Source organism: Comamonas sp. FG99 (assembly GCF_057808605.1).
In genome coordinates this window covers 60,630-86,668 of the sequence record NZ_JBMDII010000019.1, presented here as the reverse complement: position 1 = coordinate 86,668, position 26,039 = coordinate 60,630, and the positions used below count along the sequence as shown (strand labels likewise).

At 67.7% G+C, this 26,039-nt stretch carries 24 protein-coding genes; 8 read left to right on the top strand and 16 right to left on the bottom strand.

What is annotated here, in order from left to right:
• Positions 1-60 precede the first annotated feature (60 nt).
• The 11 genes from ACODRX_RS14445 to gspG form a co-directional block, all read right to left on the bottom strand.
• Positions 61-297 carry a DUF6290 family protein gene (locus tag ACODRX_RS14445; RefSeq protein WP_488872215.1) on the bottom strand — a complete coding sequence of 79 codons (237 nt, stop codon included), beginning with the start codon at positions 295-297 and terminating at the stop codon, positions 61-63.
• Positions 294-728, bottom strand: coding sequence for a putative toxin-antitoxin system toxin component, PIN family (locus tag ACODRX_RS14440; protein WP_488872214.1), 435 nt, complete (start codon positions 726-728; stop codon positions 294-296). Before ACODRX_RS14440 ends, ACODRX_RS14445 begins: the two co-directional genes overlap by 4 nt.
• Before the next feature lie 93 nt (positions 729-821).
• Positions 822-3,161 carry a type II secretion system secretin GspD gene (gene gspD, locus ACODRX_RS14435; protein ID WP_488872213.1) on the bottom strand — a complete coding sequence of 780 codons (2,340 nt, stop codon included), beginning with the start codon at positions 3,159-3,161 and terminating at the stop codon, positions 822-824.
• Positions 3,162-3,163: 2 nt separating this feature from the next.
• Positions 3,164-3,976: a type II secretion system protein N gene (locus ACODRX_RS14430; RefSeq protein ID WP_488872212.1), complete on the bottom strand. Its 813-nt coding sequence runs from the start codon at positions 3,974-3,976 to the stop codon at positions 3,164-3,166.
• A gap of 7 nt (positions 3,977-3,983) precedes the next feature.
• Positions 3,984-4,559, bottom strand: a complete 576-nt coding sequence (locus ACODRX_RS14425; protein ID WP_488872211.1) for a type II secretion system protein M — start codon at positions 4,557-4,559, stop codon at positions 3,984-3,986.
• Positions 4,556-5,785 carry a type II secretion system protein GspL gene (gene gspL / locus ACODRX_RS14420; RefSeq protein ID WP_488872210.1) on the bottom strand — a complete coding sequence of 410 codons (1,230 nt, stop codon included), beginning with the start codon at positions 5,783-5,785 and terminating at the stop codon, positions 4,556-4,558. The genes ACODRX_RS14425 and gspL overlap by 4 nt, the downstream gene beginning before the upstream one ends.
• Positions 5,786-5,843: 58 nt before the next feature.
• Entirely contained in the window at positions 5,844-6,836 is a 993-nt protein-coding gene (gene gspK / locus ACODRX_RS14415) for a type II secretion system minor pseudopilin GspK (RefSeq protein WP_488872209.1), read from the bottom strand.
• The gene (locus tag ACODRX_RS14410; RefSeq protein ID WP_488872208.1) at positions 6,833-7,528 is read right to left on the bottom strand and encodes a PulJ/GspJ family protein; all 696 of its coding nucleotides are present in this window, start codon (positions 7,526-7,528) and stop codon (positions 6,833-6,835) included. Before ACODRX_RS14410 ends, gspK begins: the two co-directional genes overlap by 4 nt.
• A gap of 12 nt (positions 7,529-7,540) precedes the next feature.
• A complete protein-coding gene (gspI, locus tag ACODRX_RS14405) occupies positions 7,541-7,906 on the bottom strand; it encodes a type II secretion system minor pseudopilin GspI (RefSeq protein WP_488872207.1) in 366 nt (121 codons plus the stop codon).
• 11 nt (positions 7,907-7,917) lie between these two features.
• Positions 7,918-8,352, bottom strand: a complete 435-nt coding sequence (locus tag ACODRX_RS14400; protein WP_488872206.1) for a prepilin-type N-terminal cleavage/methylation domain-containing protein — start codon at positions 8,350-8,352, stop codon at positions 7,918-7,920.
• 1 nt (position 8,353) lies between these two features.
• Complete coding sequence (gspG, locus tag ACODRX_RS14395; protein WP_488872205.1) at positions 8,354-8,794, bottom strand: type II secretion system major pseudopilin GspG; 441 nt, start codon at positions 8,792-8,794, stop codon at positions 8,354-8,356.
• Between the two features lie 51 nt (positions 8,795-8,845).
• Between gspG and ACODRX_RS14390 the strand changes: the two genes are divergently transcribed.
• Positions 8,846-9,433 (top strand): type II secretion system protein N, encoded by a 588-nt coding sequence (locus tag ACODRX_RS14390; RefSeq protein WP_488872204.1) that lies wholly within the window; start codon positions 8,846-8,848, stop codon positions 9,431-9,433.
• On the opposite strand, the gene ACODRX_RS14385 is transcribed toward ACODRX_RS14390, so the two are convergent.
• The 3 genes from ACODRX_RS14385 to ilvA are packed head-to-tail and all read right to left on the bottom strand — an operon-like array spanning position 9,420 to position 12,439.
• Positions 9,420-10,010 carry a histidine phosphatase family protein gene (locus ACODRX_RS14385; RefSeq protein WP_488872203.1) on the bottom strand — a complete coding sequence of 197 codons (591 nt, stop codon included), beginning with the start codon at positions 10,008-10,010 and terminating at the stop codon, positions 9,420-9,422. The two genes, ACODRX_RS14390 and ACODRX_RS14385, sit on opposite strands and share 14 nt — an antisense overlap.
• Positions 10,007-10,840 (bottom strand): adenosylcobinamide-GDP ribazoletransferase, encoded by an 834-nt coding sequence (locus ACODRX_RS14380; protein ID WP_488872202.1) that lies wholly within the window; start codon positions 10,838-10,840, stop codon positions 10,007-10,009. The genes ACODRX_RS14385 and ACODRX_RS14380 overlap by 4 nt, the downstream gene beginning before the upstream one ends.
• A 21-nt stretch (positions 10,841-10,861) precedes the next feature.
• Positions 10,862-12,439, bottom strand: coding sequence for a threonine ammonia-lyase, biosynthetic (gene ilvA / locus ACODRX_RS14375; RefSeq protein WP_488872201.1), 1,578 nt, complete (start codon positions 12,437-12,439; stop codon positions 10,862-10,864).
• Between the two features lie 296 nt (positions 12,440-12,735).
• Between ilvA and ACODRX_RS14370 the strand changes: the two genes are divergently transcribed.
• Complete coding sequence (locus ACODRX_RS14370) at positions 12,736-13,185, top strand: OsmC family protein (protein ID WP_488872200.1); 450 nt, start codon at positions 12,736-12,738, stop codon at positions 13,183-13,185.
• A gap of 5 nt (positions 13,186-13,190) precedes the next feature.
• Here the strand turns inward: ACODRX_RS14370 and coq7 are convergent, their stop codons facing one another.
• On the bottom strand, positions 13,191-13,811 hold the full coding sequence (coq7, locus tag ACODRX_RS14365; RefSeq protein WP_488872199.1) for a 2-polyprenyl-3-methyl-6-methoxy-1,4-benzoquinone monooxygenase: 621 nt from the start codon (positions 13,809-13,811) through the stop codon (positions 13,191-13,193).
• Positions 13,812-14,123: 312 nt separating this feature from the next.
• Between coq7 and ACODRX_RS14360 the strand changes: the two genes are divergently transcribed.
• From ACODRX_RS14360 to ACODRX_RS14345, 4 genes are all read left to right on the top strand, one after another.
• Positions 14,124-15,185, top strand: a complete 1,062-nt coding sequence (locus tag ACODRX_RS14360; protein ID WP_488872198.1) for a porin — start codon at positions 14,124-14,126, stop codon at positions 15,183-15,185.
• A gap of 114 nt (positions 15,186-15,299) precedes the next feature.
• The gene (locus ACODRX_RS14355) at positions 15,300-16,001 is read left to right on the top strand and encodes a transposase (RefSeq protein WP_488872197.1); all 702 of its coding nucleotides are present in this window, start codon (positions 15,300-15,302) and stop codon (positions 15,999-16,001) included.
• Between the two features lie 183 nt (positions 16,002-16,184).
• On the top strand, positions 16,185-20,963 hold the full coding sequence (locus ACODRX_RS14350; protein WP_488872196.1) for a glutamate synthase-related protein: 4,779 nt from the start codon (positions 16,185-16,187) through the stop codon (positions 20,961-20,963).
• Positions 20,964-21,035: 72 nt separating this feature from the next.
• Positions 21,036-22,511, top strand: a complete 1,476-nt coding sequence (locus ACODRX_RS14345; RefSeq protein WP_488872195.1) for a glutamate synthase subunit beta — start codon at positions 21,036-21,038, stop codon at positions 22,509-22,511.
• 94 nt (positions 22,512-22,605) lie between these two features.
• On the opposite strand, the gene ACODRX_RS14340 is transcribed toward ACODRX_RS14345, so the two are convergent.
• Positions 22,606-23,019, bottom strand: a complete 414-nt coding sequence (locus ACODRX_RS14340) for a DUF3293 domain-containing protein (RefSeq protein WP_488872194.1) — start codon at positions 23,017-23,019, stop codon at positions 22,606-22,608.
• A 142-nt stretch (positions 23,020-23,161) separates the two neighbouring features.
• Here ACODRX_RS14340 and ACODRX_RS14335 point away from each other — a divergent pair, with 142 nt between their 5' ends.
• Together ACODRX_RS14335 and ACODRX_RS14330 are read left to right on the top strand one after the other, a co-directional pair.
• Entirely contained in the window at positions 23,162-25,057 is a 1,896-nt protein-coding gene (locus ACODRX_RS14335; protein ID WP_488872193.1) for a serine hydrolase domain-containing protein, read from the top strand.
• Positions 25,058-25,175: 118 nt separating this feature from the next.
• Positions 25,176-25,979: an amino acid ABC transporter substrate-binding protein gene (locus ACODRX_RS14330; protein WP_488872192.1), complete on the top strand. Its 804-nt coding sequence runs from the start codon at positions 25,176-25,178 to the stop codon at positions 25,977-25,979.
• The last annotated feature ends 60 nt before the right edge of the window (positions 25,980-26,039 follow it).

Here is a 26,039-nt window from a genome sequence, read left to right as displayed (position 1 = left end):
AATGGCATGCGCTGGAAGCTATGGTTTTGGGAGCTGGTGTTGGAGTTTGGCAATGCCATGTCAGCGGCGGTCACATGGTTCTGGATCGACGTCTGGCACGCTTGCCAGCGCGGCGTCAAACTGCTCGCGGCTGCCACGGGCTGCGCGTTGTTCCAGGTAGTCCTGCGCGCCCAGCGCGGCGAGTTTTTCAGCCAGCGCGGTGCTGATGAGCTGGTTGATGGAAACGCCTTCTTGGCTGGCATAGGCCTTGGCATTCTTGTGCAGGGATTCGGGCAGGCGGATGCTGAGGGTGCTCATGAAGGTTTTCCTCCGGATGGCAAGTGCAGAAATTGCTGCGGATTGACGATCTTGATCCCGAAGCGGGCGGCCGCCGCAAAATCACGCGTATTCCAAGTGACGATGTATGGGCATTGTCCATTGACCGCGGTTTCCAGCACCATGTCGTCCTTGGGGTCGGACAGTTGCGGCCGCCACAGAAAATGGATCGGCTGGCGAATCGCAGTGGAGCAAAGGTAGTCGAGGATGCCGTGCACGGCACTGGCACCAACGCGCACCATGCCCGGCCGCAGCAGCACATCCTCGTACTCCATCACCAAAGGCACCGAGACTATGTGCTGGAAACGCTGTTGGCCCAGCTGCGACAGCAGATCGAACGACCAGCCTGCGCGCGAGCGCAAGGCGGCAACCAGTACATTGGTGTCGATGACGATGCGCGGCAAGGCCTTCATGGTATTGCCAATGATACCTTTGCGTTGCCGCATATCCAATGCATGCCATGCGCTTTAGCGCTTGGGCGCAAGTAGCCCAGAGGCGCGAGCCGCTCAGTGCTCAAGCTGCATGCCCTGCGGCGTCACCACCAGCGGCGCGGCCTGTACCACCGGCGTCTCCGAGTAGCCCAGCGGCGCGCCTATGGTCTGCTGCTGCAGCGGGGTCATGATGGGTGAGTCATTGATCGGCACGGTGCTGCTGCGCTCCGGCTGGTTGGCCTGCTGCAGGCCGCGCATCAGCTCGTAGCGGTCGAGGCTGAGTTGCTGGCTGGCATTCGCATCGCGCACCACCACCGGGCGCAGGAAGACCATCAGGTTGGTTTTCTTGCGAGTGCGTGTGTCGCTGCGGAACAGCGCCCCCACGCCCGGGATGTCGCCCAGCCATGGCACCTTCTGCACCGAGCCGGTGTACTGGTCCTGCAGCAGGCCGCCGAGCACGATGATGGAGCCATCCTCCACCAGCACGGTCGATTCGATCGAGCGTTTCGTCGTGGTGGGGCCGTTCGCCTTGTCAGCGGTGCCGTCCTTGACGTTGGAGGTCTCCTGGTAGATGGAGAGCTTGATGGTGCCGTTGGCATTGATCTGCGGGCGCACGCGCAGCGTCAGGCCTACGTCTTGGCGCTGCACGGTAGTAAAGGGATTGACCGTGTTGGAGCCGCTGGTATTGGCGTAGGAACCGGTCACGAAGGGCACGTTCTCGCCGATCAGGATCTGCGCCTCCTGGTTGTCCAGCGTCAGCAGGTTCGGGGTGGCGAGTGCGTTGCCGTCGCCGCTGGCCTGCAGCAGGTTGGCGAGCGCACCCAGCACATATTCGCCGTTGTGCTTGATGCCAAGGCCCAGGTTCATGCCGGCCGAGGGCTTGTTCAGGTTGGAATAGTCACCGGAAGCATTGGCGGTCGCGATGCCCGCCGCCAGATCGAACAGGTTGGTGCCGCCCACGGTGAAATTGCTGCCCAGCAGGCCGACCACGCTGCTGCCCTGGCCGATCAGGCTTTGCCACTGCACGCCGAACTGTGCGGCTTTATCGACGTTGACTTCGGCGATCAGGCTTTCCACCAGCACCTGGGCGCGGCGGCCGTCGAGCTGGTCGATCACCGCGCGGATCTGGCGGTACAGCGGCTCGGGCGCGGTGATGATCAGCGAATTGGTCGCCACGTCGGCCTGGACGATGCCGCCGGTGGTGCTGGCATTGCCGCTGCCGCCGGACAGCGAGGCGTTGCTGGCGCGGGTGCCGCCGCCCAGGCCCATCCCGCCCAGGCCAGAGCTGCTGCTACTGCTGCTGTTGCTGGTACTGCCGCCGATGCTGCTGGTGCCCGAGGACAGGCTGCTGCCGCGGTTGCCCGCAGACAGGCCGCCGGACGAGAGCCCGCCGAGGTTGAGGCTGGCGCCGCTGCCGCCATCCTGCCCCGTCAGCGCGGCGCGCAGCGTGCCCGCCAGTGTCGTGGCATCGGCGTTCTTGAGGTAGACCACATGGATGTTGCCGGCGGCCTCGTTGCCCGCGCCGCCGCGCGAGGGCAGGTCGAGCTTGGCCACCAGGGCCTTGACCTGGGCCACGCGCGCCGGGTTGGCCGCGCGCAGCAGGATGGTGTTGGTGCGCGGCTCGGCCAGCAGCGTGGTGCGGTAGGAGCTATCGGCCTGGCCGGTGGTGGCGCTCGCGGGGCCGGAGCCGCCGCCGTCGATCAGGCGCTGCAGCAGCGGCACCACGTCGGTGGCGATGGCGTTTTGCAGCGGAATGATCTCCACGTCGCTGGCATTGGCCACGTCCATGCTGGCGATGATGCGCGCCATGCGCTGCAGGTTGTCGGCATAGTCGGTGATGACCAGCGTGTTGTTGCCCGGGTTGACGTTGATGGTGTTGTTGGGGCTGATCAGCGGGCGCAGCACCGGCACCAGGTTGTTGGCGTTCTCGAAGTTGAGCTTGAAGATCTGCGTCACGATCTGGCCGCCGCCTTGCCCGCCGCCCTGGGCGCTGCGCGTGCTGCCGCCCTGGGTGATGCGCACCGCGCTGCCTTGCAGCTTGGCGTCGGCCTCGGGCACCACCTTGTACAGGCCCGCGGCCTCGACCACGGTGTAGCTCTGCAGCCGCAGCGCCGCCAGGAACTGCTCGAACGCGGCGGCAGGCGTCACCGCCTTGTCGGTCACCAGGTTCATCGTGCCCTTGACGCGCGGGTCCACCACCACGTTCTTGCCGGTGATGGTGGCCATGGCGCGGGCCACCGATTCGATGTCGGCGTTGGCGAAGTTCAGGGTCACCGGCTCGCCGGGGCGCACGCTGGTGGTGGTGGCATCGACCGCCGTCTGCGCCTGGGCCGGGCCGGCGGCGCAGGCCAGGAAAGCGCAGGCGGCGATGGAGTGCAGGGCGAATCGAACGCTGTGCTGTGTCAAGGATTTCATAGTCAACCAACCGAGAGCAGCGAGCGGGTGCCGCGGCGCTGCCCAATGATATTCAACAGATTGCCGAGCGCGGCCTCGCTGCCATCCGCAGCCCAGGCTTCGCCGGTAAAGCGCAGGCGCTGGCCAACCCACTGGCCGCTGCCCTGCACGAAGAATGGCCCCTGCAGGGTCTTGATCGAGAGCGATGCCAGGCCGCCGTCCGGCGCTCCCTGCAGCAGCGCCTGGTAGCTGCCCAGCGGGCGCACGGTGGACAGGCGCGAGGTGACCGCCAGCGCATCCAGCGTGGCATCGCCGCTGAGCTGCAGGCGGCCGGCATTGAGCTGCAGCTGCAGGCCGTTGCTGCGCAGCCGCAGCTGGCCTTGCGGCTCCAGGGTATTCCATGGCGTGCCCAGGCCCGTGAGCAGCGCGGCGGGCCACTGGCTTTCATGCGCCGCCAATGCCAGCGTGACGCCGCCCCAGCGCGGCTCAATGGCGATGGGCCAGGCCGTGCGCATGCAGCAGTCGGCATGCCAGCGCAGCAGCGCGCCTGTCCAGGCCGGACGCAGCTGCCACTGCACGCGGCCGGGCAGGGCCATGCGGTCGCGGCTGTGCGCGCCGCCGGTCAGCACCCACTGGGCCGAGCCGTTCCAGACGGTGCCGCGCGGCTCGGCGAACTGCAGCTGGCCCTGGCTGGCCCAGGCCACCGCGCTGGCCAGCCAGTGCGCCGGCGCCCACAGCAGCGCGGCCGTGGCCGCGCCCAGCAGCGCGCCCCAGGCCGCCCAGCGCCAGGGCGGGGCGCTGTTGCGCGGTGTGGGGGAGGCGGTACGCTTGGCCATCGGCTTCTCAGGGCGAGGGCAGGCTCAGGACCAGGCTGCCCGACCAGTGCGATGGCGCTGCGGCATCGGCTTTGTCAGTGGTTTTGGCATCCGGTTTGCCGGCGGCGCTGCCGCGGGTGATCCGCAGGTCTATCGGTACCGCATGCGCGTTGGCGCGCACCTGGGCCAGCCACTGCTGCAGCGGCGCGGCGGCGGCGTTGGTCAGCGTGACGGTGGCGCGGTCGCCCTGCCGCGCCAGCGTGGCGCTCTTGCCCAGTTGCTGGGCGAGCGAGGTTTCCAGCTGCTGCAGCGCTTGCGTGGCCGACAGCCGGGTGCCGCCCTGCAGCTGGCGGGCCTGGGTTTCCAGGGCCTGCATCTCGGCGAGCTGCCGCTCCAGCCGCTGGTGCTCGGCGGGGGCGCTGCGCAGCGTGGCGATGGCCGGTGCCAGCAGCAGCCACCACAGCAGCGCCAGCACGATCACCAGCGCGGCGATGGACAGCAGGCGGCGCTCGCGCGGCGCCAGCGCCTGCCAGCGGCGGCGCAGCAGGGCGGTGGCATTCGAGGCGCTGTTCAAGGCGCCGTTTGGCATGGCCGTACGCTTCATTGCCGGGCCTCCCGGATCACCCATTGGTCATTCTGCGCATCCACCTGCGCACCCTGTGTCTGCAGCCGGCCGCGAAAGGCATCGAGGCTGGCGGCGGGCAGGCCGCGCAGCCGCAGCTCGCGGCCGCTGTATTCGATCTGGCTGGGCATGCTGCCGGGCGGCAGCGCGGTCAGCGCTTCGCCGGCGGCAGCCAGCAGCGGCTCCAGATCGCCCGGCGTGAGCCCGCCCGAGGCCTGGCGCAGCAGCGCGACCTCGCGCGCCATCTGCATGGGCGCGTCGACTACCACCTGCACCTTGGGAAAGCTGGTCTTCAGTATGTTGCGCACCATGGCCTGCTTGGCCTGGAGCTGCTGGCGCTCTTGCCAGGCGCGGGCGTTGATGCCGATCAGCGCCACCGCGGCCAGCGCCAGCGCGCCCCAGCGCGCCGGCCGCCAGGCGGGCGCATGCAGCAGGCCGTTGAGGCCGCTGCCCAGGCGCCGCTGCATGCGCTGGCGGCCCGAGTTGGCAAACTCCAGCTGCGCCAGGTCCCAATCGCTGGCGCCGGCGTCCAGCATGGTCTGCGCTGCGCTGTACAGCTGCACCGGCCGGCCGAGCAGTTGCTCGGCCACCGCCACCACGGCGGGCTCGGCATGGATGGGCGGTGCATTGGGCGTGTCGGCATCCGGGCTGGGCAGCAGCGCGGCGGTGTCGCGTGTGAGCGGCAGCGCCACGACGGCCTGGCCCAGGCCGTAGCACAGCGCCTGGGCCGCTTCGGGCGTGCCGCTGACCAGCACGCAGGCGCCGTCGGGCGAGGCCGCACCGGGCGTGTGGCTGGGCACGATGCGGGCGATCGCACGGCCCGCGGCCTCAAGCGCCTGCAGGTGCTCGCGCAGCCAGGGGCGCGAGCAGGCCGCCACCCAGACCGGCTCGCCGGCGCGTGCCTGCGGCTGCAGCGCAAAATGCAGCTGGCCGGGTTCGTCGAGCAGCCGCTCTTCGAGCAGGCCCTCCAGCACCGCGCGCAGGCGCGGGGACTGTGCGGAAACGCCTTGCGGCAGCGTGAGCCGGTGCCACGACAGCAGCTGCGCCGGCACCACGGCCACGGCTTCGCCGGCCCGCCCGGGGTTGGGCAGCAGCGCGGCCGTGGTGTTGCCATGCTGGGCCAGGCTGCGCCCGTCGGGCGACAGCGCGTAGCCGTACAGCGCATCGGCGCCGTCCGGCATGGGCAGGGTGATGAATAAGGTGCTCATGGAAATGTCGTGCGCCGCATTGTAGGGGCCAGGGCTTCATGCAGATGCAACAGGTTTGTCATGATCGCTCGCCGCCGCCTGGATTGCTGGGCATGGCACCGCCGCGCTCGCGCAGCACCACGCTCAGCGCCAGCCCCTGGCGGTAGACCAGCGAGCGCTCCTGCACCACCAGGTCGTCGAAGCGCAGCCGCGCCCAGACATCGAAGTAGTTGGTGTTGGCGGACAGGGTGCTGCTGCTGTGGCTCACCGCCTCTTGCAGCGCCGGCTTGGGCAGGCGCTTGAGCAGGTCCGCCGTGTCCTTGAACGGCATGCTCTGGCGCAGCTGGGTGATCTGCTGCGCGGTGGCGGCGTCGAGCTTGTCTATGGCCGCATAGAGCACGGTGGCCGACGCGGTGTTGATGTTGACCGGGGTTTTCTGCGGCAGGATGGTGGCATAGGGTTCCAGCGCCTGCAGCGTGGCCGGCGACAGGCCCCACCAGGCGAGCTCCTTCCAGGTGCGCGGCAGCAGCGGGGCCGTGCCTTCGACCTTGTCTTCGCGCAGCGCGGGCAGGGCGGCCTGCGTCAGCAGGGTGAGTTCCGAGCTTGGCAGGCCCAGGCGGCTGAACAGGCGCGAGAACTGCTGCAGCGCGAACGGGTCGATCTGGTTGGCGTTGACCAGGTTGCGCAGGTTCAGGCGCGATTGGGCATCGACGATCATGCCCGAGAGAAAGGCGGCCTGCGCGTCGATGGTGTCGTCGCCCACCTGGCTCTGGTTGTTCTGCGCCTGCAGGAAGGTGGACAGGCGTGCCTCGGCCAGCGGCACGGCCCAGGGCTCGGAGAGCGCGTCCACATTGCTCAGGCGCGCGTCCTCGCGCAGGATCAGGCGCGAGAAATCCAGTCCCGCCAGCAGCAGCCAGCCGGCCTGCACGCGGGTGCGTTCGGCTCCCTCGACCTCGAGATTGCGCCATTGCTGCCAGACCGCGGCCGCGGCGATGGCCGCCACCAGGGTGACGGTGAGCATGGCCGCCAGCAGCGCGACGCCGCGTTGCCGGGGTGAGGGCTGGTGCCTCATGGCTTGTTGTTCCCCAGCAGCGGATTGAACCAATCCTGCGTGATGGTGCCGGCCAGCGCGCCGGGCGCGGGCAGCAGCAGGGTCAGGCGGATGCCGTCGGGCAGCGGCTGCCGCGAGGTGCGCGTGGTGGGGTCGTTCACATCGGCCGGGGCGTTGACGTTGCCGGCCGACAGCGGGTTCGTCCAGCTGTTGTCGCGAAAGTACAGCAGCTGCCAGCCCTGCACTGGCATCAGCCGCGTCTCGCCGCGCTGCAGCTCGGCCCCGGGGCTGCCGGACCAGACGGCGGCGCTGGCCCAGGCCTGGCGCCATTCGTCGACGGTGCGCACCGGCGGCGATTGCCAGCGCAGCCAATAGGTGAAGCTGCCGGCGGGGCCGCTGCGCTCCTGCTGGCTCCAGGCCACCACGCGCAGGCCCTGTTCCTCGATGTCGCTGCCGCGCCGCGTCATGCGCAGCAGGCGCCCGTCCCACTCCAGCGGCGTGGTCTGCGCCACGCGCTCGATCGCATTCAGGTCGGTGCTCCACTGCGCCAGCGCCGCCTGCGCCACCATCACCTCGTCGCTGTAGGCGCGGGCCTGCTGCTGGGCGGCCACCATGCCGTCGATGCCGCGCCAGCTGAGCACCGTCATGCCGGCCAGGATCGCAATCGCGATCAGCAGCTCGATCAGCGTGAAGCCTTGGTGGGTGTGGCGCATGCTGCTGCCGGCTCAGCCGCGGCCGACCACGGTGGACACGCGCACGATGGGGCTGCCGCCGCGCAGCGTCTGTGCATCGATGCGGCGAAACAGCGGGTTGGGCGTGGGGAACACATCCACCCGCACCTCGTAGGCGCGGCCCGCCTGCTCGCAGGGCACGGTGGTATTGCCCAGCCCCGGCAGCTGGTTGGACAGGCGCGCGGCCACCAGCTGGTTCTCGGCGCAGATCTGCGCCAGCATCACATCGCTTTGCCGGTCGGCGGTCTGGGTCAGCGCCTGCATGGCCTTGCCGCCCGCCAGCAGCGCGATGGCGACGATGGCCAGCGCCACCAGCACCTCGATCAGCGTGAACCCGCGCGCGCGTGTTGGCATGGGCATAGGCATGGGCATCATGGGGGCAGGACGGCAAAGGGGCGCGCGCCGTCGGTGGCCACCGCCACCGCGGCGGCCGGGCTGCCGGGCTGGCTGAGCCAGATGGCCTGCGGGCCGATCAGCGGCTCGGGGCCGAGCACCACGTCGCCCTGGCCGCCGGTGATGGTGCGCACGGCTACCGGCGGGTACAGCCAGGGCAGCTGCCGGGTGCCGCCCAGCAGGCCGTCGATCGCGAAGCCCCGGCTGTCGGCGCGCCAGCGCACGGGCAGGCCGCTGGCGCGCGACTGGGCGCGGGCCGCCTCCAGCTGCGCCGCCAGCCGCTGGCCTTCGCGCTGCAGGTGCTCGCCGCTGCCGTCGCCGATGGCAAACACCACGCCGATGCTGGCCAGCGCCATGATCGAGATCACCACCAGCATCTCGATCAGCGTAAAGCCGTGCTGCTGTGAGTCCAAGCTACTGCCAACTGCCAAGGTCGGCATTGTTGCCTTCGCCGCCCGACTGGCCGTCGGCGCCGAAGCTCATCACATCTACCTCGCCCTTGATGCCGGGATTCAGGTACTGGTAGGGGTGGCCCCAGGGGTCGTTGGGCAGCTTTTCCAGATAGGGCTTCCAGTTGATGGGCTGGGGGCCGCTGCCGGGGCGGTTGATCAGCGCCTGCAGGCCTTGCTCGGCGGTGGGGTAGCGCTGGTTGTCCAGCCGGTAGCGCTTGAGCGCACCCATGATGTTGGTGATGTCGGTGCGCGCGGCGGTGACGCGGGCCTCGTCTGCGGCGCCGATCACGTTGGGCACGATCAGCGCGGCCAGCACGCCGATGATGACCAGCACCACCATCAGCTCGATCAGGGTGAAGCCTTGCTGCACGCTGCGCCGCAGGCGGGAGGAAGAGAGAGTCATTACGGTGTCTGTATTCAAATTGCCACGACCCTGCATCATAATCCGCGAACCATGACACTCTCGCGCAATCCTTGGTCTCCGCGGCTCGCTGCCGGCATTTTGTGGGCGGGCGCCGCAGCCCTGGCCGTCTTCTGGGGCCTGCGGCTGTCGGCGCCCGGTGCCGTGGCCACCGCTCCGCTGGCCGGCGCGGGCCCGCTGGCCCAGGCCGATCCGCAGGGGCTGGCGCGCATCTTCGGCGCCCGCAGCGACGGCACCGAGGCCGCGGCGGCGCCCGCCGGCGACCGCTGGAAGCTGCTGGGCGTGCTGGCCGGCAAGTCCAGCGGCGGCGGCGCCGCGGTGATCTCGCTGGACGGCAAGCCGCCCAAGGTCTACCGCGTGGGCGCCACGGTGGCCGATGGGCTGGTGCTGCAGGCCATGCAGTCGGATGCGCCCCGCGCGGTCACGCTGGGCGCCAGTGCGGGCGGCCCGGCCAGCGTGACCATCAGCCTGCCGGCGGTCAAGTCGCTGGGCGCGCCCGCCAGCCCGGCGAGCGCGGCAATTCCGGTGCCCGGGGCCAGTACCGCCGCTGCGCCTGCCGCGGCGCGGCCGGCCACGCCGGCGCCGATCGTCGATCCCAACAGCACATTTACCGATCACTGAGGGCTGGCAGGGGCAGGCGCAGCCACTCGCCATAGCCTGGCCTGACCGACGGCCATTCATGGGCTGCCGGCTGCCGGCCGCAACGGGTCAGCAGCCAGTGCAGGCCCTGGATGACGCCCGCGTGGGTGATCCACAGCGCCGGCGCCTGCGTCTGCAGCGCCTGCTGCTGCGCCGCACGCAGCGCGCTGGCGATGCGCTGCAGCATGCTCGACAGCGGCTCGCCGCCGCCGGGCGCGTAGTGCCAGAAGTCGTCGGTCCAGGCCTTCAGCTCGGTGCGGGCGATGTCGTCCCAGCGCCGGCCTTCCCAGGCGCCGAAGTCCATTTCACGCAGCGCGTCGCAGCGCTGCAGCGCGAAACCAGGCTCCAGAGCCCGAATGGCAAGTGCCAGTTGCTCGCATCTTTGTAGCGGAGAGTGCCAGAGCATGCCGGCGGGCAGGCCGGCTTCGCGCCATTCGCGCAGCAGGGAGCGGGCCGCGGCCTCGGTGGCCTTGGCATCGGCGGGCATGTCGGTGGCGCCGTAGCAGATGCCGCGCGCAATCTGCGGCTGGGCATGGCGCTGCAGCCAGATGGCCGTCATGCCGCTGGGCCCAGCCACGCTCCCAGCGGGCCCAGCGATGCGGCCATGCCCAGGTAGAACCCGATCTCGGCCACCTGTTCGGTGGCGCCCAGCCCGTCGCCGGTGAAACCCTGCAGGCGGCGCTGCAGCCACTGGCGCATCCACAGCGCGGCGGCGGCGCTGGGCAGCAGCGCCAGCACCAGCACCGGCCAGCCCTGCCACCAGGCCAGCAGCGCGGCGGCGGGCAGGGCCCACAGCGTGGCGCTGGCAAGGCCGCGCCGGCTGATGAATTCGGCCAGCGGCTTGCTTTTGGACTGGGCGCTGTCGCCCACATGGGGCAGGCTGTGCACCACATACAGCGGCCAGAGCCGGGCGATCACATGCGCCGACAGCAGCGCGGCCATGGCCAGGCCCAGGCCGTGGCTGGCCAGCAGCGCGAGCAGCGCGGTCTTGCCGGCCACCGCCAGCACCATGGCCATCGCGCCGTAGGCGCCGATGCGCGAATCCTTCATGATGGCCAGGGCCTTGTCGCGCTCATGGCTGCCGCCCAGGCCGTCGACCACGTCGCTCAGCCCGTCCTCATGGAAGCACCCGGTCAGCAGCACCGTGGCCAGCGTGCTGAAGATGGCGGCCGCGAGCGGCGCATAGGGGTTGCCCCGGGGCAGCAGCAGCTGCACCGCCGCCAGCGTGCCGGCCGCAGCCGCGCCCACGATCCAGCCCACGCCCGGAAAATGCCCGGCACTGGCCCGCAGCAGCGCCGGGCTGTAGCCCACCCAGCCGGCGAGCCGGCCGGTGACCGGAATGCGGGTGAAGAACTGCAGCGCCAGCAGGAAATGGCGAACCGCTTGCATGGGGGCGCGGCGGGACGGGGCTTACTGCCCGGCCCGCAGGAACAGCTTGTAGGCCGGGTTGCCGGTTTCCTCCACCCAGGGGCAGCCCAGGGTGTCCAGGAAGGCCTCGAAGGCCTGCGCATCCTCGGGTGGCACCTGCATGCCGACCAGGATGCGGCCGTAGTCCGCGCCCTGGTTGCGGTAGTGGAACAGGCTGATGTTCCAGGCCGGCGCCATCAGGCTGAGGAACTTGAACAGCGCGCCCGGCCGCTCGGGGAAGACGAAGCGCAGCAGGCGCTCGTCGCGCGCCAGCGGCGAGCTGCCGCCGACCAGGTGGCGCAGGTGCTCCTTGGCCAGTTCGTCGAAGGTCAGGTCCAGCGCGTCGAAGCCGTGCTTCTGGAAGTTCCTGGCGATCTTCTCCGACTCGCCCCGGCTGTGGGTGGACACGCCCACGAACACATGGGCGCGGCTTTCGTCGCTGATGCGGTAGTTGAACTCGGTCACGCTGCGCGGCCCGCCGGGCAGGTTGCCCACGACTTCGCAAAAGCGCTTGAAGCTGCCGCGCTCCTCGGGGATGGTGACCGCGAGCAGCGCCTCCTTCTCCTCGCCCACGTCGGCGCGCTCGGCCACGAAGCGCAGGCGGTCGAAGTTCATGTTCGCGCCGCTCAGGATGGCGGCATAGGTCTCGCCCTTGGTCTTGTGCTTGGCCACATACTGCTTGACGGCTGCCACCGCCATCGCGCCCGACGGCTCCACGATCGAGCGGGTGTCGACGAAGATGTCCTTGATCGCGGCGCAGACCGCGTCGGTATCGACCACGATGTACTCGTCCACCAGGCCCTGGGCCACGCGGAAGGTCTCCTCGCCCACCAGCTTGACGGCGGTGCCGTCGGCGAACAGGCCCACGTCGGGCAGGGTCACCCGGCCACCGCCCCGCACCGACTGCACCATGGCGTCGGAGTCGTTCATCTGCACGCCGATCACCCGGATCGAGGGATTCACCGCCTTGATGTAGTTGGCCACGCCGCTGATCAGCCCGCCGCCGCCGATGGCCACGAACACCGCGTGCAGCTGGGCCGAGCCGATCTTCTGCACCTGGCGCATGATCTCCATCGCCACCGTGCCCTGGCCGGCGATCACGTCCGGGTCATCGAAGGGGTGCACGAAGGTCAGCCCCTGCTCCTGCTGCAGGCGCACGGAGTGCTCATAGGCGTCGCTGAAGCTCTCGCCCGCCAGCACCACCTCGCCACCCAGGCCCTTGACGGCGTCGACCTTGATCTGCGGCGTCGTCGCGGGCATCACGATCACCGCGCGCGCGCCCAGCCGGTTGGCCGCCAGCGCCACGCCCTGGGCATGGTTGCCGGCCGAGGCGCAGATCACGCCCTTTTGCAACTGCTCGGGCGTCAGGTGCGCCATCTTGTTGTAGGCGCCGCGCAGCTTGAAGCTGAACACCGGCTGCTGGTCTTCGCGCTTGAGCAGCACCTTGTTGTGCAGGCGGCGGCTCAGGTTCTTGGCTGCATCCAGGTCCGACTCGATGGCCACGTCGTAGACGCGGGCGGTCACGATCTTCTTCAGGTAGTCGGCAGGGGTCAGGACTGGAGTGGCAGGGGATTTCGGCATACGACGGGAAAAGCTAAGCAGTAAAGGGCGAAGGCCGATCATAGGCCCAACCGGAGCGCGGCCCGGGCGAAAAAAAAGCCCCTGACTTGCATCAGGGGCTGGAACCACCTTTGAGAGGTGGAGGAGACAACTTGCATGCTACATTCGACGCCCCGCCGGGCTGGTGGAACTGGGCTTCGAAGAGCAGATGGGCACAGTATAGTCCCAGGTTTGTTGCGATGCAACAAAATTGATGGCGCAACTGACAATTTTTTGAATTTCTTCAGGCCAGGCCTGGAATCACACGGGAGTAGCAAATGGAATGCACGGTAAGCTGGACGGGCGCGAGCGGTACCCGCTCCGGCATGGGCTTTGTGGCGGAGACCGGCAGCGGCCACGTGCTGGCGATGGACGGTGCGCCGGATGCGGGCAATCCCGCCAACGGCGGCCGCAACCTGGCGCCGCGCCCCATGGAGACGGTGCTGGCCGGCACCGGCGGCTGCACGGCCTACGACGTGGTGCTGATCCTCAAGCGCGGGCGCCACGATGTGCGCGGCTGCTCGGTCACGCTGACGTCCGAGCGCGCCGACACCGACCCCAAGGTGTTCACCAAGATCCACATGCAGTTCACCGTGACCGGCCGTGGCATTCCCGCCACGGCGGTGGAGCGCGCGATCGCGATGAGCCACGACAAGTACTGCTCCGCCAGCATCATGCTGGGCAAGACGGCCGAGATCACCACCGGCTTCGAGCTGGTCGAGGTGTGAAGGCTCTATAGATAGTGCGCCGTCGCCGTCATCACCTTGGCGGCGGCGGTCATCAGCGCCTTGGCCGGCGGCGGCAGCTCGATGGCGCCGGCCGCGGCGGCGGCCTCGGCATGGCGTTCCTCGTCCGCCTTCATCCGCGCCACCACCGCCAGCGAGGCCGCGTCCTGCGGCGGCAGGCGGTGCAGGTGCGACTGCAGGTGGGCGGAGACCTGGTTCTCCGTCTCCTCGACGAAGCCCAGGCTGGCCTGGTCGCTGACCTTGGCGGCGGCCAGGCCGATCAGGAATGCGCCGCCGAACCACAGTGGATTGAGCAGGCTGGGGCGCTCGCCCAGCGCAGTCAGCCGCTCCCGCGTCCAGGCCAGGTGGTCCATCTCCTCCTGCGCCGCATCCAGCAGCTGGCGGCGCAGGCCCTCGTCGCGGGTCACCATGGCCTGGGCGGTGTACAAGGCCTGCGCGCACACCTCGCCCACATGGTTCACGCGCATATAGGCGCCCGACAGGCGTTTCTCCTGCGCCGACAGCTCGGCCTCGGCAATGCCGGCGGCTGGCGAGGGCTGGACGGAGCGAGGTGTTGCGAACAGGGTACGCAGCGCGGTGTCCGCTGCCTGGAAGAGTCGGTCTTGCATGGGGGCCAATGGTACGCCCGTGGGCAAACCACTTGGATGATCAGAGTTTTGCTTGTCTGATTGCTATCAAAACCATGTGAAAATGCCGGCGTGGCAAGCAGGGGGTGGCCGTTGCAATCATGCAACGGAATCCGTCGAATTGGCCGGTATCTGCGGGATTTTGTTTGCGCAACCGGCAGCGGTCTGTTGAAATACCACTAACTTCCACACTAGGAGGTTGGCGCGGGAGCAGGTAGAAGTTGTGCAGAACCGTGAGGCTGACATCAACCCCCCCGTACCAGCGCCGTCTGTTAAACCTTGGAGTAACTCGCAATGAAAAAATCTCTTGTTGCCTTGGCAGTGCTGGCCGCTTCCGGCGCCGCAATGGCTCAGTCTTCCGTGACCCTGTTCGGTGTTGTTGACGCCGGCGTGACCTACGCCAAGGCCAGCGGCCAAAGCTCCATCTACGGCCTGTCCAACAGCGGCAACGCAACCAGCCGTCTGGGCTTCCGCGGCGTGGAAGACCTGGGTGGCGGCCTGAAGGCTGGCTTCTGGCTGGAAGGCGCGATCCAGAACGACGTCGGCACCGGTGCTGGTGGCGGCGCTTCGGGCCCTGGCTTCGAATTCAAGCGTCGTTCGACCGTGAGCCTGATGGGCAACTTCGGTGAAGTGCGTCTGGGCCGCGAACTGGTGGCTGCCTACAACGACACCATCATCAAGTACGACGTGTTCGGCCAGGTCGGCATCGGCCAAAGCCAAGCCTACCTGTCGAGCAAGTCTGGCTCCCCCACCCGCGTGGGCAACATGATCAGCTACTACACGCCTGGCCTGTCCGGCTTCAAGGCTGCTGTGAACTACGGTTTCGGCGAGAAGGCTGGCGACAATTCGGCTAGCCGTTACTTCGGCGGTTCCGTTGGCTACGACAACGGCCCCCTGAGCGTGACCCTGGCTGCTGACCAGCAAAACGCCGACTACACCCTGCTGGGCAACACGCTGGACACCGTGCGTTCCTACTCGCTGGGCGCTTCGTACAACTTCGGCGCAGCCAAGCTGATGGGCTACGCTCGCCAAGAGCGCCAAAAGCTGCTGGGCGGCGGCACGACCAAGGTCAACACCGCTGGTCTGGGTGTGAGCGCTCCCGTGGGTGCTGCTGGCGAAGTCAAGGCTTCGTACAACTTCTACGACGTGAAGGGTGTGGACGGCAAGGCTCACCAGCTGGCTCTGGGCTACGTGCACAACCTGTCCAAGCGTACCGCTCTGTACGGCACCTACGCTTACCTGAAGAACAAGGGTAACGAAACCTACAACCTGAACACCACCGGCCTGTCCACCTACATCCCCGGTGCTGGCAAGAACGAAAACGCTATCAGCGTTGGTATCCGCCACGCTTTCTAATCAGCTGCTGGGGTAACCCAGCTCTGGATAGCGAAAAGCCCATCGAAAGATGGGCTTTTTTTATGGTCCATGCTCTTTCCGTGCAGGATGCTTGCTTTTCGCTGATGGGTTTGTATGGCCAGACTGCCTCGCCTGACGCTGCCGGGGGTGCCGCACCATGTGCTGCATCGCGGCAATAACCGGCAAAGTGTTTTCCTCGACGATGAGGACCGCGCATGCTTCGTGGAGCTGCTGCAGGCTTGTGCGCGGCAAGCCCGGGTGGAGCTGCATGCGTTCGTATTGATGCCGGCAGACTTCCAGCTGCTGCTGAGTCCGGCCGAGGCGCCCGGCCTGCCTGCGTTCATGCAGGCGCTGGGGCGCAGCTATGTGCGCTATTTCAACCAGCGGCACCGGCGCAGCGGCACCTTGTGGGAAGGGCGCTATCGCTCGACCGTGGTGCAGGCCGAGGCGCATCTGCTGCAGTGCATGGTGTATCTCGACAGCCTGCCGGTCCGCCTGGGCCTGGCGCAGGAGCCGGCGGGCTATGGCTGGTCCAGCTGCCGGCACTACCTGGGCATGGCCCAGATGCCGTGGCTGCGGCCGCATGCCATGTGGTGGGGCCTGGGCAATACGCCGTTTGCGCGCGAGGCCGAATATGCGCGCCTGCTGTCGGAGGGGGTCGGCATGAGGCTGGCCGAGAGTTTTGCGCGGGCAGTTGAGAGTGGATGGGTGCTGGGGAGTGAGGATTTTGTTGCGGCTTTGCAAAAGACGGTGAGCCGCCGGGTGGTGAAGAAGACGGCTGGACGGCCGCGGAAAAGCCCTTTGGCCGACGAGTAGAAAAGGGGGGTAATGCCTTTTTAATAAATGGTCTGTAGCTATCTTTTTTAATGTGTCCCCAATTTAATTTTTGATTGTATATTGTATTTAAAATTGATATCTGACCCCAAATAAATTATTTGCTCGGGTATTTAATGCGCCGCACAATAGCGTTCCCTGCGATCGATATTGAAGGAATGCGCCATGTCCACGGCTGCCGCAAAACAACAGTTGCAACATGCGGGTCTGTACGACCCGGCGAATGAACACGACGCCTGCGGCGTTGGCTTCGTGGCCCATATCAAGGGCCACAAGAGCCATGCCATCGTTACCCAGGCACTGAAGATCCTGGAGAACCTCGACCACCGCGGCGCCGTGGGCGCGGACAAGCTGATGGGCGACGGCGCCGGCATCCTGATCCAGATTCCCGATGCGCTGTACCGTGAGGAGATGGCGGCGCAAGGGGTGGCCCTGCCGCCGCTGGGCGAGTATGGCGTGGGCATGATCTTCCTGCCCAAGGAGCATGCTTCGCGCCTGGCCTGCGAGGAAGAGATGGAGCGCGCCATCAAGGCCGAGGGCCAGGTGCTGCTGGGCTGGCGCGACGTGCCCGTGAACCTGGACATGCCCATGTCGCCCACGGTGCGCGAGAAGGAGCCGATCATCCGCCAGGTGTTCATCGGCCGTGGCACCGACGTGATCGTGCAGGATGCGCTGGAGCGCAAGCTGTACGTGATCCGCAAGACGGCCAGCGCCGCCATCCAGAACCTGCAGCTGAAATACAGCAAGGAATACTACGTGCCCAGCATGAGCAGCCGCACGGTGATCTACAAGGGCCTGCTGCTGGCCGACCAGGTGGGTACCTATTACCGCGATCTGCAGGATGCGCGCTGCGTCTCCGCGCTGGGCCTGGTGCACCAGCGCTTCTCGACCAACACCTTCCCCGAGTGGCCGCTGGCCCACCCGTACCGCTATGTGGCGCACAACGGCGAGATCAACACCGTCAAGGGCAACTACAACTGGATGCGCGCCCGCGAAGGCGTGATGAGCTCGCCGGTGCTGGGCGCAGACCTGCAAAAGCTCTACCCGATCAGCTTCGCGCACCAGTCCGACACCGCCACCTTCGACAACTGCCTGGAGCTGCTGACCATGGCGGGCTACCCGCTGGCCCAGGCGGTGATGATGATGATTCCCGAGCCTTGGGAGCAGCACACCACCATGGACACGCGCCGCCGCGCGTTCTATGAATACCATGCCTCGATGATCGAGCCCTGGGACGGCCCGGCCTCGATCGTGTTCACCGACGGCCGCCAGATCGGCGCCACGCTGGACCGCAACGGCCTGCGTCCGGCGCGCTACTGCGTGACCGACGACGACTTCGTGATCATGGGCTCCGAGTCCGGCGTGCTGCCGGTGCCCGAGCACAAGATCGTCAAGAAGTGGCGCCTGCAGCCGGGCAAGATGTTCCTGATCGACCTCGACCAGGGCCGCCTGATCGACGATGAGGAAGTCAAGTCGTCGCTGTCCAACGCCAAGCCCTATATGCGCTGGATCGAAGACCTGCGCATCCGCCTGGACGATGTGGCCGTGCCCGAGGCGGGCGAGTCGCCTACCGAGCAGGCCGGCGCGCTGGCCGAGTACGGCGCCATCGGCGACACGGTGCACCAGTCCGAGCTGCTGGACCGGCAGCAGGCCTTTGGCTACACGCAGGAAGACATCAAGTTCCTGATGAGCCCGATGGCCGCCAGCGGCGAAGAGGGCATCGGCTCGATGGGCAACGACAGCCCGCTGGCCGTGCTGTCGAACAAGGACAAGCCGCTGTACAACTACTTCAAGCAGCTGTTCGCCCAGGTGACGAATCCGCCGATCGACCCGATCCGCGAAGCCATCGTGATGAGCCTGGTGTCCTTCGTCGGCCCGCGGCCCAATCTGCTGGACATCAACCAGGTCAACCCGCCGATGCGCCTGGAAGTGAGCCAGCCGGTGCTCAACTTTGCCGACATGGCCAAGCTGCGCGACATCAAGCAGCACACGGCCGGCAAGTTCAGCTCGGCGGCGCTTGACATCACCTACCCGCTGCAATGGGGCTCGGAAGGCGTCGAGGCGCGCCTGGCCTCGCTGTGCGCGCAGGCGGTGGATGCGATCAAGAGCGGCCACAACATCCTGATCATCAGTGACCGCGGCGTTGCCAAGGACCGGGTGGCGATCCAGGCGCTGCTGGCGCTGTCGGCCATTCACCAGCACCTGATCCGCGAGGGCCTGCGCACCGCCTGCGGCCTGGTGGTGGAGACTGGCAGCGCCCGCGAGGTACACCACTTCGCGGTGCTGGCCGGCTACGGCGCCGAGGCCGTGCATCCCTACCTGGCGCTGGAGACGCTGTGCGCCATCCACAAGCACCTGCCGGGCGACCTGTCGGCCGACAAGGCGATCTACAACTACACCAAGGCGATCGGCAAGGGCCTGTCCAAGATCATGTCGAAGATGGGCGTGTCCACCTACATGAGCTATTGCGGCGCCCAGCTGTTCGAGGCCATCGGCATCAACAGCGACACGATTGGCAAGTATTTCACCGGCACACCGAGCCGCGTGGGCGGCCTGGGCGTGTTCGAGATCGGCGAGGAGGCCATCCGCCGCCACAAGGCGGCCTACGGCGACGATCCGGTGCTGGCCAACATGCTGGATGCCGGCGGCGAGTACGCCTGGCGCAGCCGCGGCGAAGAGCACATGTGGAGCCCCGACGCGATCGCCAAGCTGCAGCACAGCACCCGCGCCAACAGCTTCGGCACCTACAAGGAATACGCGCAGATCATCAACGACCAGAGCCGCCGCCACATGACGCTGCGCGGCCTGTTCGAGTTCAAGCTCGATCCCGCCAAGGCCATCCCGCTGGAGCAGGTCGAGCCCGCGGCCGAGATCGTCAAGCGCTTTGCCACCGGCGCGATGTCGCTGGGCTCGATCAGCACCGAGGCGCATGCCACGCTGGCGATTGCGATGAACCGCATCGGCGGCAAGAGCAACACCGGCGAGGGCGGCGAGGACCCGGCCCGCTACCGCAACGAGCTCAAGGGCATTCCGATCAAGCTGGGCGACACGCTGCAAAGCGTGATCGGCGTGGAGAACGTCGAGGTCGACCTGCCGCTCAAGGACGGCGACTCGCTGCGCTCGCGCATCAAGCAGGTGGCTTCGGGCCGTTTCGGCGTCACGGCCGAATACCTGGCCTCGTCCGACCAGATCCAGATCAAGATGGCCCAGGGCGCCAAGCCCGGCGAGGGCGGCCAGCTGCCCGGCGGCAAGGTGTCCGAATACATCGGCAAGCAGCGCTACTCGGTGCCCGGCGTGGGCCTGATCTCGCCGCCGCCGCACCACGACATCTATTCCATCGAGGATCTGGCGCAGCTGATCCACGACCTGAAGAACGTGGCGCCGCATGCCAGCGTCAGCGTCAAGCTGGTGTCCGAGTTGGGCGTGGGCACGATCGCGGCCGGCGTGGCCAAGTGCAAGAGCGACCACGTGGTGATCGCCGGCCATGACGGCGGCACCGGCGCCTCGCCCTGGTCGTCGATCAAGCACGCCGGCTCGCCCTGGGAAATCGGCTTGGCCGAAACCCAGCAGACCCTGGTGCTCAACGGCCTGCGCAACCGCATCCGCGTGCAGGCCGACGGCCAGATGAAGACCGGCCGCGACGTGGTGATCGGCGCGCTGCTGGGCGCCGACGAGTTCGGCTTCGCCACCGCGCCGCTGGTGGTCGAGGGCTGCATCATGATGCGCAAGTGCCACCTCAACACCTGCCCGGTGGGCGTGGCCACGCAGGATCCGGTGCTGCGCGCCAAGTTCTCGGGCAAGCCCGAGCATGTGGTGAACTACTTCTTCTTCGTCGCCGAGGAAGCCCGCCAGATCATGGCGCAGCTGGGCATCGCCAGCTTCGATGAGCTGATCGGCCGCAGCGACCTGCTCGACATGAAGCAGGGCGTCAGCCACTGGAAGGCCAAGGGCCTGGACTTCAGCCGCCTGCTGATGAAGGCGGAGTCTCCTGCCGGCACGCCGCTGTACCACACCGAGTCGCAGGAGCACGGCCTGGAGAAGGCGTTCGACAATGTGCTGATCGAGAAGTCGCGCCCCGCCATCGACAAGGGCCAACCGGTCAAGATCCTGGAGACGGTGCGCAACGTGAACCGCTCGGTTGGCGCCATGCTGTCGGGCGCGGTCACCAAGGCCCATCCCGAAGGCCTGCCGGACGACACCATCCACATCCGCGTGGAAGGCACGGGCGGCCAGTCCTTCGGCGCCTTCCTGTGCAACGGCATCACGTTGTACCTGGTCGGCGACGCCAACGACTACACCGGCAAGGGCCTGTCGGGCGGCCGCGTGGTGGTGCGCCCGAGCCTGGACTTCCGCGGCGATGCGCACCACAACATCGTGGTGGGCAACACCGTGATGTACGGCGCGACCACCGGCGAAGCCTTCTTCAGCGGCGTGGCCGGCGAGCGTTTCGCGGTGCGCCTGTCGGGCGCCACCGCAGTGGTGGAAGGCACCGGCGACCATGGCTGCGAATACATGACCGGCGGCACCGTGCTGGTGCTGGGCAAGACCGGCCGCAACTTCGCCGCCGGCATGAGCGGCGGCGTGGCCTACGTCTACGACGAGGACGGCCAGTTCGCCAGCCGCTGCAACACCGCCATGGTGGCGCTGGACAAGGTGCTGCCGCAGGCCGAGCAGGAGGCCGCGGGGGACAAGGCGGTGTGGCATCGCGGCCAGACCGATGAGGCCCAGCTCAAGCAGCTGCTGGCGGACCACATCCGCTGGACGGGCAGCAAGCGCGCCCGCGAGCTGCTCGACCACTGGGCCGAGGCGCGCGGCAAGTTCGTGAAGGTCTTCCCGAGCGAATACAAGCGCGCGCTGGGCGAGATGCATGCCCGCGCCGAAGCCAAGGCCCAGGTGGGCAAGGCCCAGGCAGCGGCCAAGAAAACCACGGCCGCAGCCAAGTAAGCACAGCGCCACCACCTACCACGATCGCATGCGGATGCCTGGCACCGCATGCGCCAAACAAGAGATACGATCATGGGAAAAGTCACCGGCTTCATGGAATTCGCGCGCATTGAAGAGGGCTACAAGCCCGTCGTCGAGCGCCTCAAGGACTACGGCGAATTCGTCGTCGGCCTGAACTCGGCACAGGCCAAGCAGCAGGGCGCGCGCTGCATGGACTGCGGCACGCCGTTCTGCAACAACGGCTGCCCGGTCAACAACATCATTCCGGACTTCAACGACCTCGTGTACCGCGGCGACTGGGCGAATGCCTTCGCGGTGCTCGATTCGACCAACAACTTTCCGGAATTCACCGGCCGCATCTGCCCCGCGCCCTGCGAGGCCGCTTGCGTGCTGAACATCAACAACGACCCCATCGGCATCAAGTCGCTGGAGCACGCCATCATCGACCGTGCCTGGGAAGAGGGCTGGGTGCAGCCCCGCGTGGCCCAGGCCAGGAGCGGCAAGAAGGTCGCCGTGGTCGGCTCCGGCCCCGCCGGCATGGCCGCGGCCCAGCAGCTGGCGCGCGCCGGCCATGATGTGACGCTGTTCGAGAAGAACGACCGCATCGGCGGCCTGCTGCGCTACGGCATTCCCGACTTCAAGCTCGACAAGCACCATATCGACCGCCGCGCCAAGCAGTTGGAGGCCGAGGGCGTGACGATCCGCACCGGCGTGCTGGTGGCCGGCAAGGACGGGCTGGGCAAGGACTCCAAGGTCACCAACTGGGCCAAGGAAACCGTCTCGCCCGAACAGCTCAGGGCCGAGTTCGACGCGGTGCTGCTGACCGGCGGCTCCGAGCAGTCGCGCGACCTGCCGGTGACCGGCCGCGACCTCGACGGCATCCACTTCGCGATGGAGTTCCTGCCGCAGCAAAACAAGATCAATGCCGGCGACAAGCTCAAGGGCCAGATCCGTGCCGAGGGCAAGCACGTCATCGTGATCGGCGGCGGCGACACCGGCTCCGACTGCGTGGGCACCAGCAACCGCCACGGCGCCAAGAGCGTGACCCAGTTCGAGGTCATGCCCATGCCGCCCGAAGAGGAGAACAAGCCGCTGGTCTGGCCCTACTGGCCGATCAAGCTGCGCACCAGCTCCAGCCACGAAGAGGGCTGCGAGCGCGAGTTCGCGATCTCCACCAAGAGCTTCAACGGCGAAAAAGGCAAGGTCAAGAGCCTGACCACGGTGCAGGTCGAGTTCAAGGACGGCAAGCTGGCCGAGGTGCCCGGCACCGAGAAGACCTGGGCTGCCGACCTGGTGCTGCTGGCCATGGGTTTCGTGCACCCCGTTGCCACCGTGCTCGAAGCCTTCGGCGTGGACCGCGATGCGCGCGGCAACGCCAAGGCCAGCACCGAATTCCACGGCGGCTACGCCACCAATGTGGACAAGGTGTTTGCCGCCGGCGACATCCGCCGCGGCCAGTCGCTGGTCGTCTGGGCGATCAGGGAAGGCCGCCAGGCCGCCCGCGCGGTGGACGAGTTCCTGATGGGGTTCAGCGATCTGCCGCGTTGATCGCTAACCCATGAATTGATAGCTGCCAGCGCTTGGTGGGCAAGGTTTTCGGATATAAAACTATCTGAAATCATTGTGTGACAAGCACTGGCAGCTATTGTTTTGTGTAGCACAGTTCAGCTACCGTATCGGCGCCGCACCACACCACCGCCAGCTGCTGCCATTCGCGCGCCCAGCGCAGCGCGTCGTCGCGGCCCATGCCCAGCACGAGCCAGCCCGGCTCCGCGGGCCAGCCATTGCTGGGATGCTGCGCCAGCGTGGGCAGGGTGGCGTAGCGCGCGGCCTCCAGCGCGAGTTGCAGGCGGCGGTGGCGGGCGATGTTGCCGGCCCGGCCGCAGGGCTGGCCCATGGGGTTGAAGGCGGTGATCACGCAGGCGCAGTCGGTCTGGTGGCGCTGCAGCCAGGGCGCCAGCGCCGCGCAGGGAGCGCCGATGCGCAGGCTGAAGGGCGTGCTGTGCAGCACATGGTAGTGGGTTTGCGCAAAGGCGGCGTGCAGGTCGGAAGGCATGGTTTCGGGTGCGGCGCAGCTGTCCGCTGCGTGATCTCCACATAGTGCCCGCATAATGCCATCGTCCGGCTTTCTTTCCGTCCTGGATGGCCGTGATCGCTGTGCGCGCCCCTGGCGTGCGCAGGTTTCTCCGGAGCGACCTATGACCCGAGACAGCACTCCGCCCCGCCCCGCCGCGGCCCCTGCCGGCCGCCGGCAGTTTCTTGGCATGGCTGGCGCCGGCCTGCTGGCCGCGAGCTTGCCGGGCTGCGGCTCGGGCGGCTCCGCCGCGGCCTATGGCCAGACCATCGACTGGGGGCGGCGCGCGATTGAAAAGGCGATGGGCGAGCTGCCCGACGCGGCCGCCATTTCGGTGGCGCTGTTCAAGGGCGACGCCATCGTGTGGCAGCAGGCGTTCGGCAAGGCGTCCGTGGCCGGCAACCAGCCGGCCACCGTGCGCACCCGCTTCAACTTCGGCTCCGTCTCCAAGGTGCTGGCCGGCCTGGCCGGCGTGATCCTGCAGGACCGCAAGCTGATCGACCTGGATACGCCCATCGTCAGCTACCTGCCCGCGTTCAGCATGCTGTCGCCGGACTATGCGCGCATCACCTGCCGCCACCTGCTGTCGCATGCCTCGGGCCTGCCGGGAACGGATGGCTGCAATCTCTTCACCTTCGCGCCCATACCCGGCTATTCGGCCGACACCGAAAGCGAGCTGATGCAGTCGCACCTCAAGCATGCGCCGGGGGAACTGGCCGTGTATTGCAACGATGGCTTCACCCTGTTCGAGCGGGTGGTGCTCGCGGTGAGCGGGCTGGAATACCCGGATTTCGTCGAGCAGAATATCCTCCAGCCCCTGGGCATGCGCGATTCGGGCTTTCTGCGCAGCGCGGCGCCGGCCGGCGACTTCGCCCATCCGCAGTACCGCGGCAAGACCTACCCGCAGGAATTCGTCAATGCCTATGCCACCGGGGGGCTTTGCGCCACGCCCGTCGACATGATGAACCTGGCCCGGATGTTCCTGGACGGCGGGGTTTTCCAGGGCAGGCGCATCGTATCCGCCGCCGGCATTGCCGCCATGGCGACGGACCAGACCACGGGCCTGCGCATCAATCCCTCGCCCGAATGGCGCTGGGGCCTGGGCTGGGACAGCGTGCGGCAGCCGGGCCTGGCGCAGGCGAATGTGCTGGCCTGGGAAAAGAACGGCGGCACCGCCTTTTTCTCCAGCGAGTTCTTTGTCCTGCCGGGCGCGCGGATGGGGCTGGCGCTGAGTGGCAATTCGGCCTATGGCGGCCAGGCGCTGGCGATTGCCGAGGGCATCCTGGTGCGCGCGCTGCAGGAAGAGGGCAGCATCGCCGCGCTGCCCGCCACGGTCGGCAGCGCAGTGCCGCCGCTGGCCACGCCGCCCGGCATGGCGGATATGGCGGATGCCGCGGGCATCTACGGCAACTACAAGGCGCCGGTGCGGGTGGCGTTCGGCGCCGACGGCAGCCTGGCGCTCGATGAGTGGAGCGGCCAGGCCTGGACCCCGCTGGTGGGCGGCGCGGCCAGCTACCAGTACCGCAGCGACGGCTGGTGGTGGAGCGACAACCCCGCGCTGCCGAACTTCCGCTTCACCGAGGCCGCCGGAATCGACGCCGCCGGCAACGCCTACCGCTACCGCTACCTGATGGAGCGCGTGGTGGCCGGCGCGGGCTTTGAGCGCATCACGCTGCCGATCGGCCAGCAGCTGGCACCGCGGGCCGCGCTTTCGGCGGCCTGGCAGGCGCGCATGAAATCCACCTGGAAGCTGCTCAACGAGTCGGCCGACTCGGTCTTGTGGACGGTGACGGCCGACACCCGGGTCAGCATCGACAGCCTGGCCGAGCTGCCCGGCTACATCCTGTTTGGCGGCAGCGACATGGGGCTGCAATTGCTCACCCCGCTCGCCGACGATCGCGGCGGCCCGTCGGTCAAGGTGCCGGTCAACCATGGGCGCGACCTCAGCGAGATCCGCCTGGCCACGGTCAACGGCGCCGAAGTGCTGACGGTCGGCAGCCTGATCTGCGCGCCGGCGTGAGCCGCGCGGCGGGAGTCGGGCCGCGCTCCCGCAGCGATCGGCGACAATACGTGTTTTGCCGGCGTGCGCCGTCCGTGGACGCATGCCGGCTTTCATGCATCGATACAGGGAATACCTCATGACGAACAAACGCACTCTCCTGGCGGCGCTGGCGCTGTCCGCGCTGCTGGCCGCCTGCGGCAAGACCGAGGCGCCCAAGCCCACGGCCGAGGTTGCGCCCGCGCCGGCGGCGGCCGCCAAGGTGGTGGTGGGCCTGGACGACAACTTCCCGCCCATGGGCTTTCGCGACGACAAGAACGAGATCGTGGGCTTTGACATCGACATGGCCCGCGAGGCGGCCAAGCGCCTGAACCTGCAGGTCGAGTTCAAGCCCATCGACTGGAGCGCCAAGGAGGCCGAGCTGTCGGGCAAGCGCGTGGACATGCTGTGGAACGGCCTGACCATCACCCCCGAGCGCAAGGAGAAGATCGCCTTCACCGCGCCCTACATGGAAAACCACCAGATCATCGTGGTGGCGGCCAAGTCCGGCATCAAGTCCAAGGCCGAGCTGGCCGGCAAGGTGGTGGGCGCGCAAGAGGGCTCCAGCGCGGTGGACGCGGTGAAGAAGGAAGACGCGGTGCTCAAGAGCTTCAAGGAGTTCAAGACCTTCGGCGACAACATCACCGCGCTGATGGACCTGTCCGCCGGCCGCCTCGACGCGGTGGTGCTCGACGAGGTGGTGGGCCGCTACCAGGTGGCCAAGAAGCCCGACGAATACCTCGTGCTCGACGACAACTTCGGCACCGAGGAATACGGCGTGGGCCTGCGCAAGGAAGACACCGAGCTGCATGCCAAGCTCGACGGCGCATTGGCCGACATGAAGAAGGATGGCACCGCCGGCACGATTTCCACCAAGTGGTTCGGCAAGGACGTGACCAAGTAATCGCTCGTTTCCACTAAAAATGGCTGTTGGCGCTTATTCTGAAGGCGCCGACAGCTATTG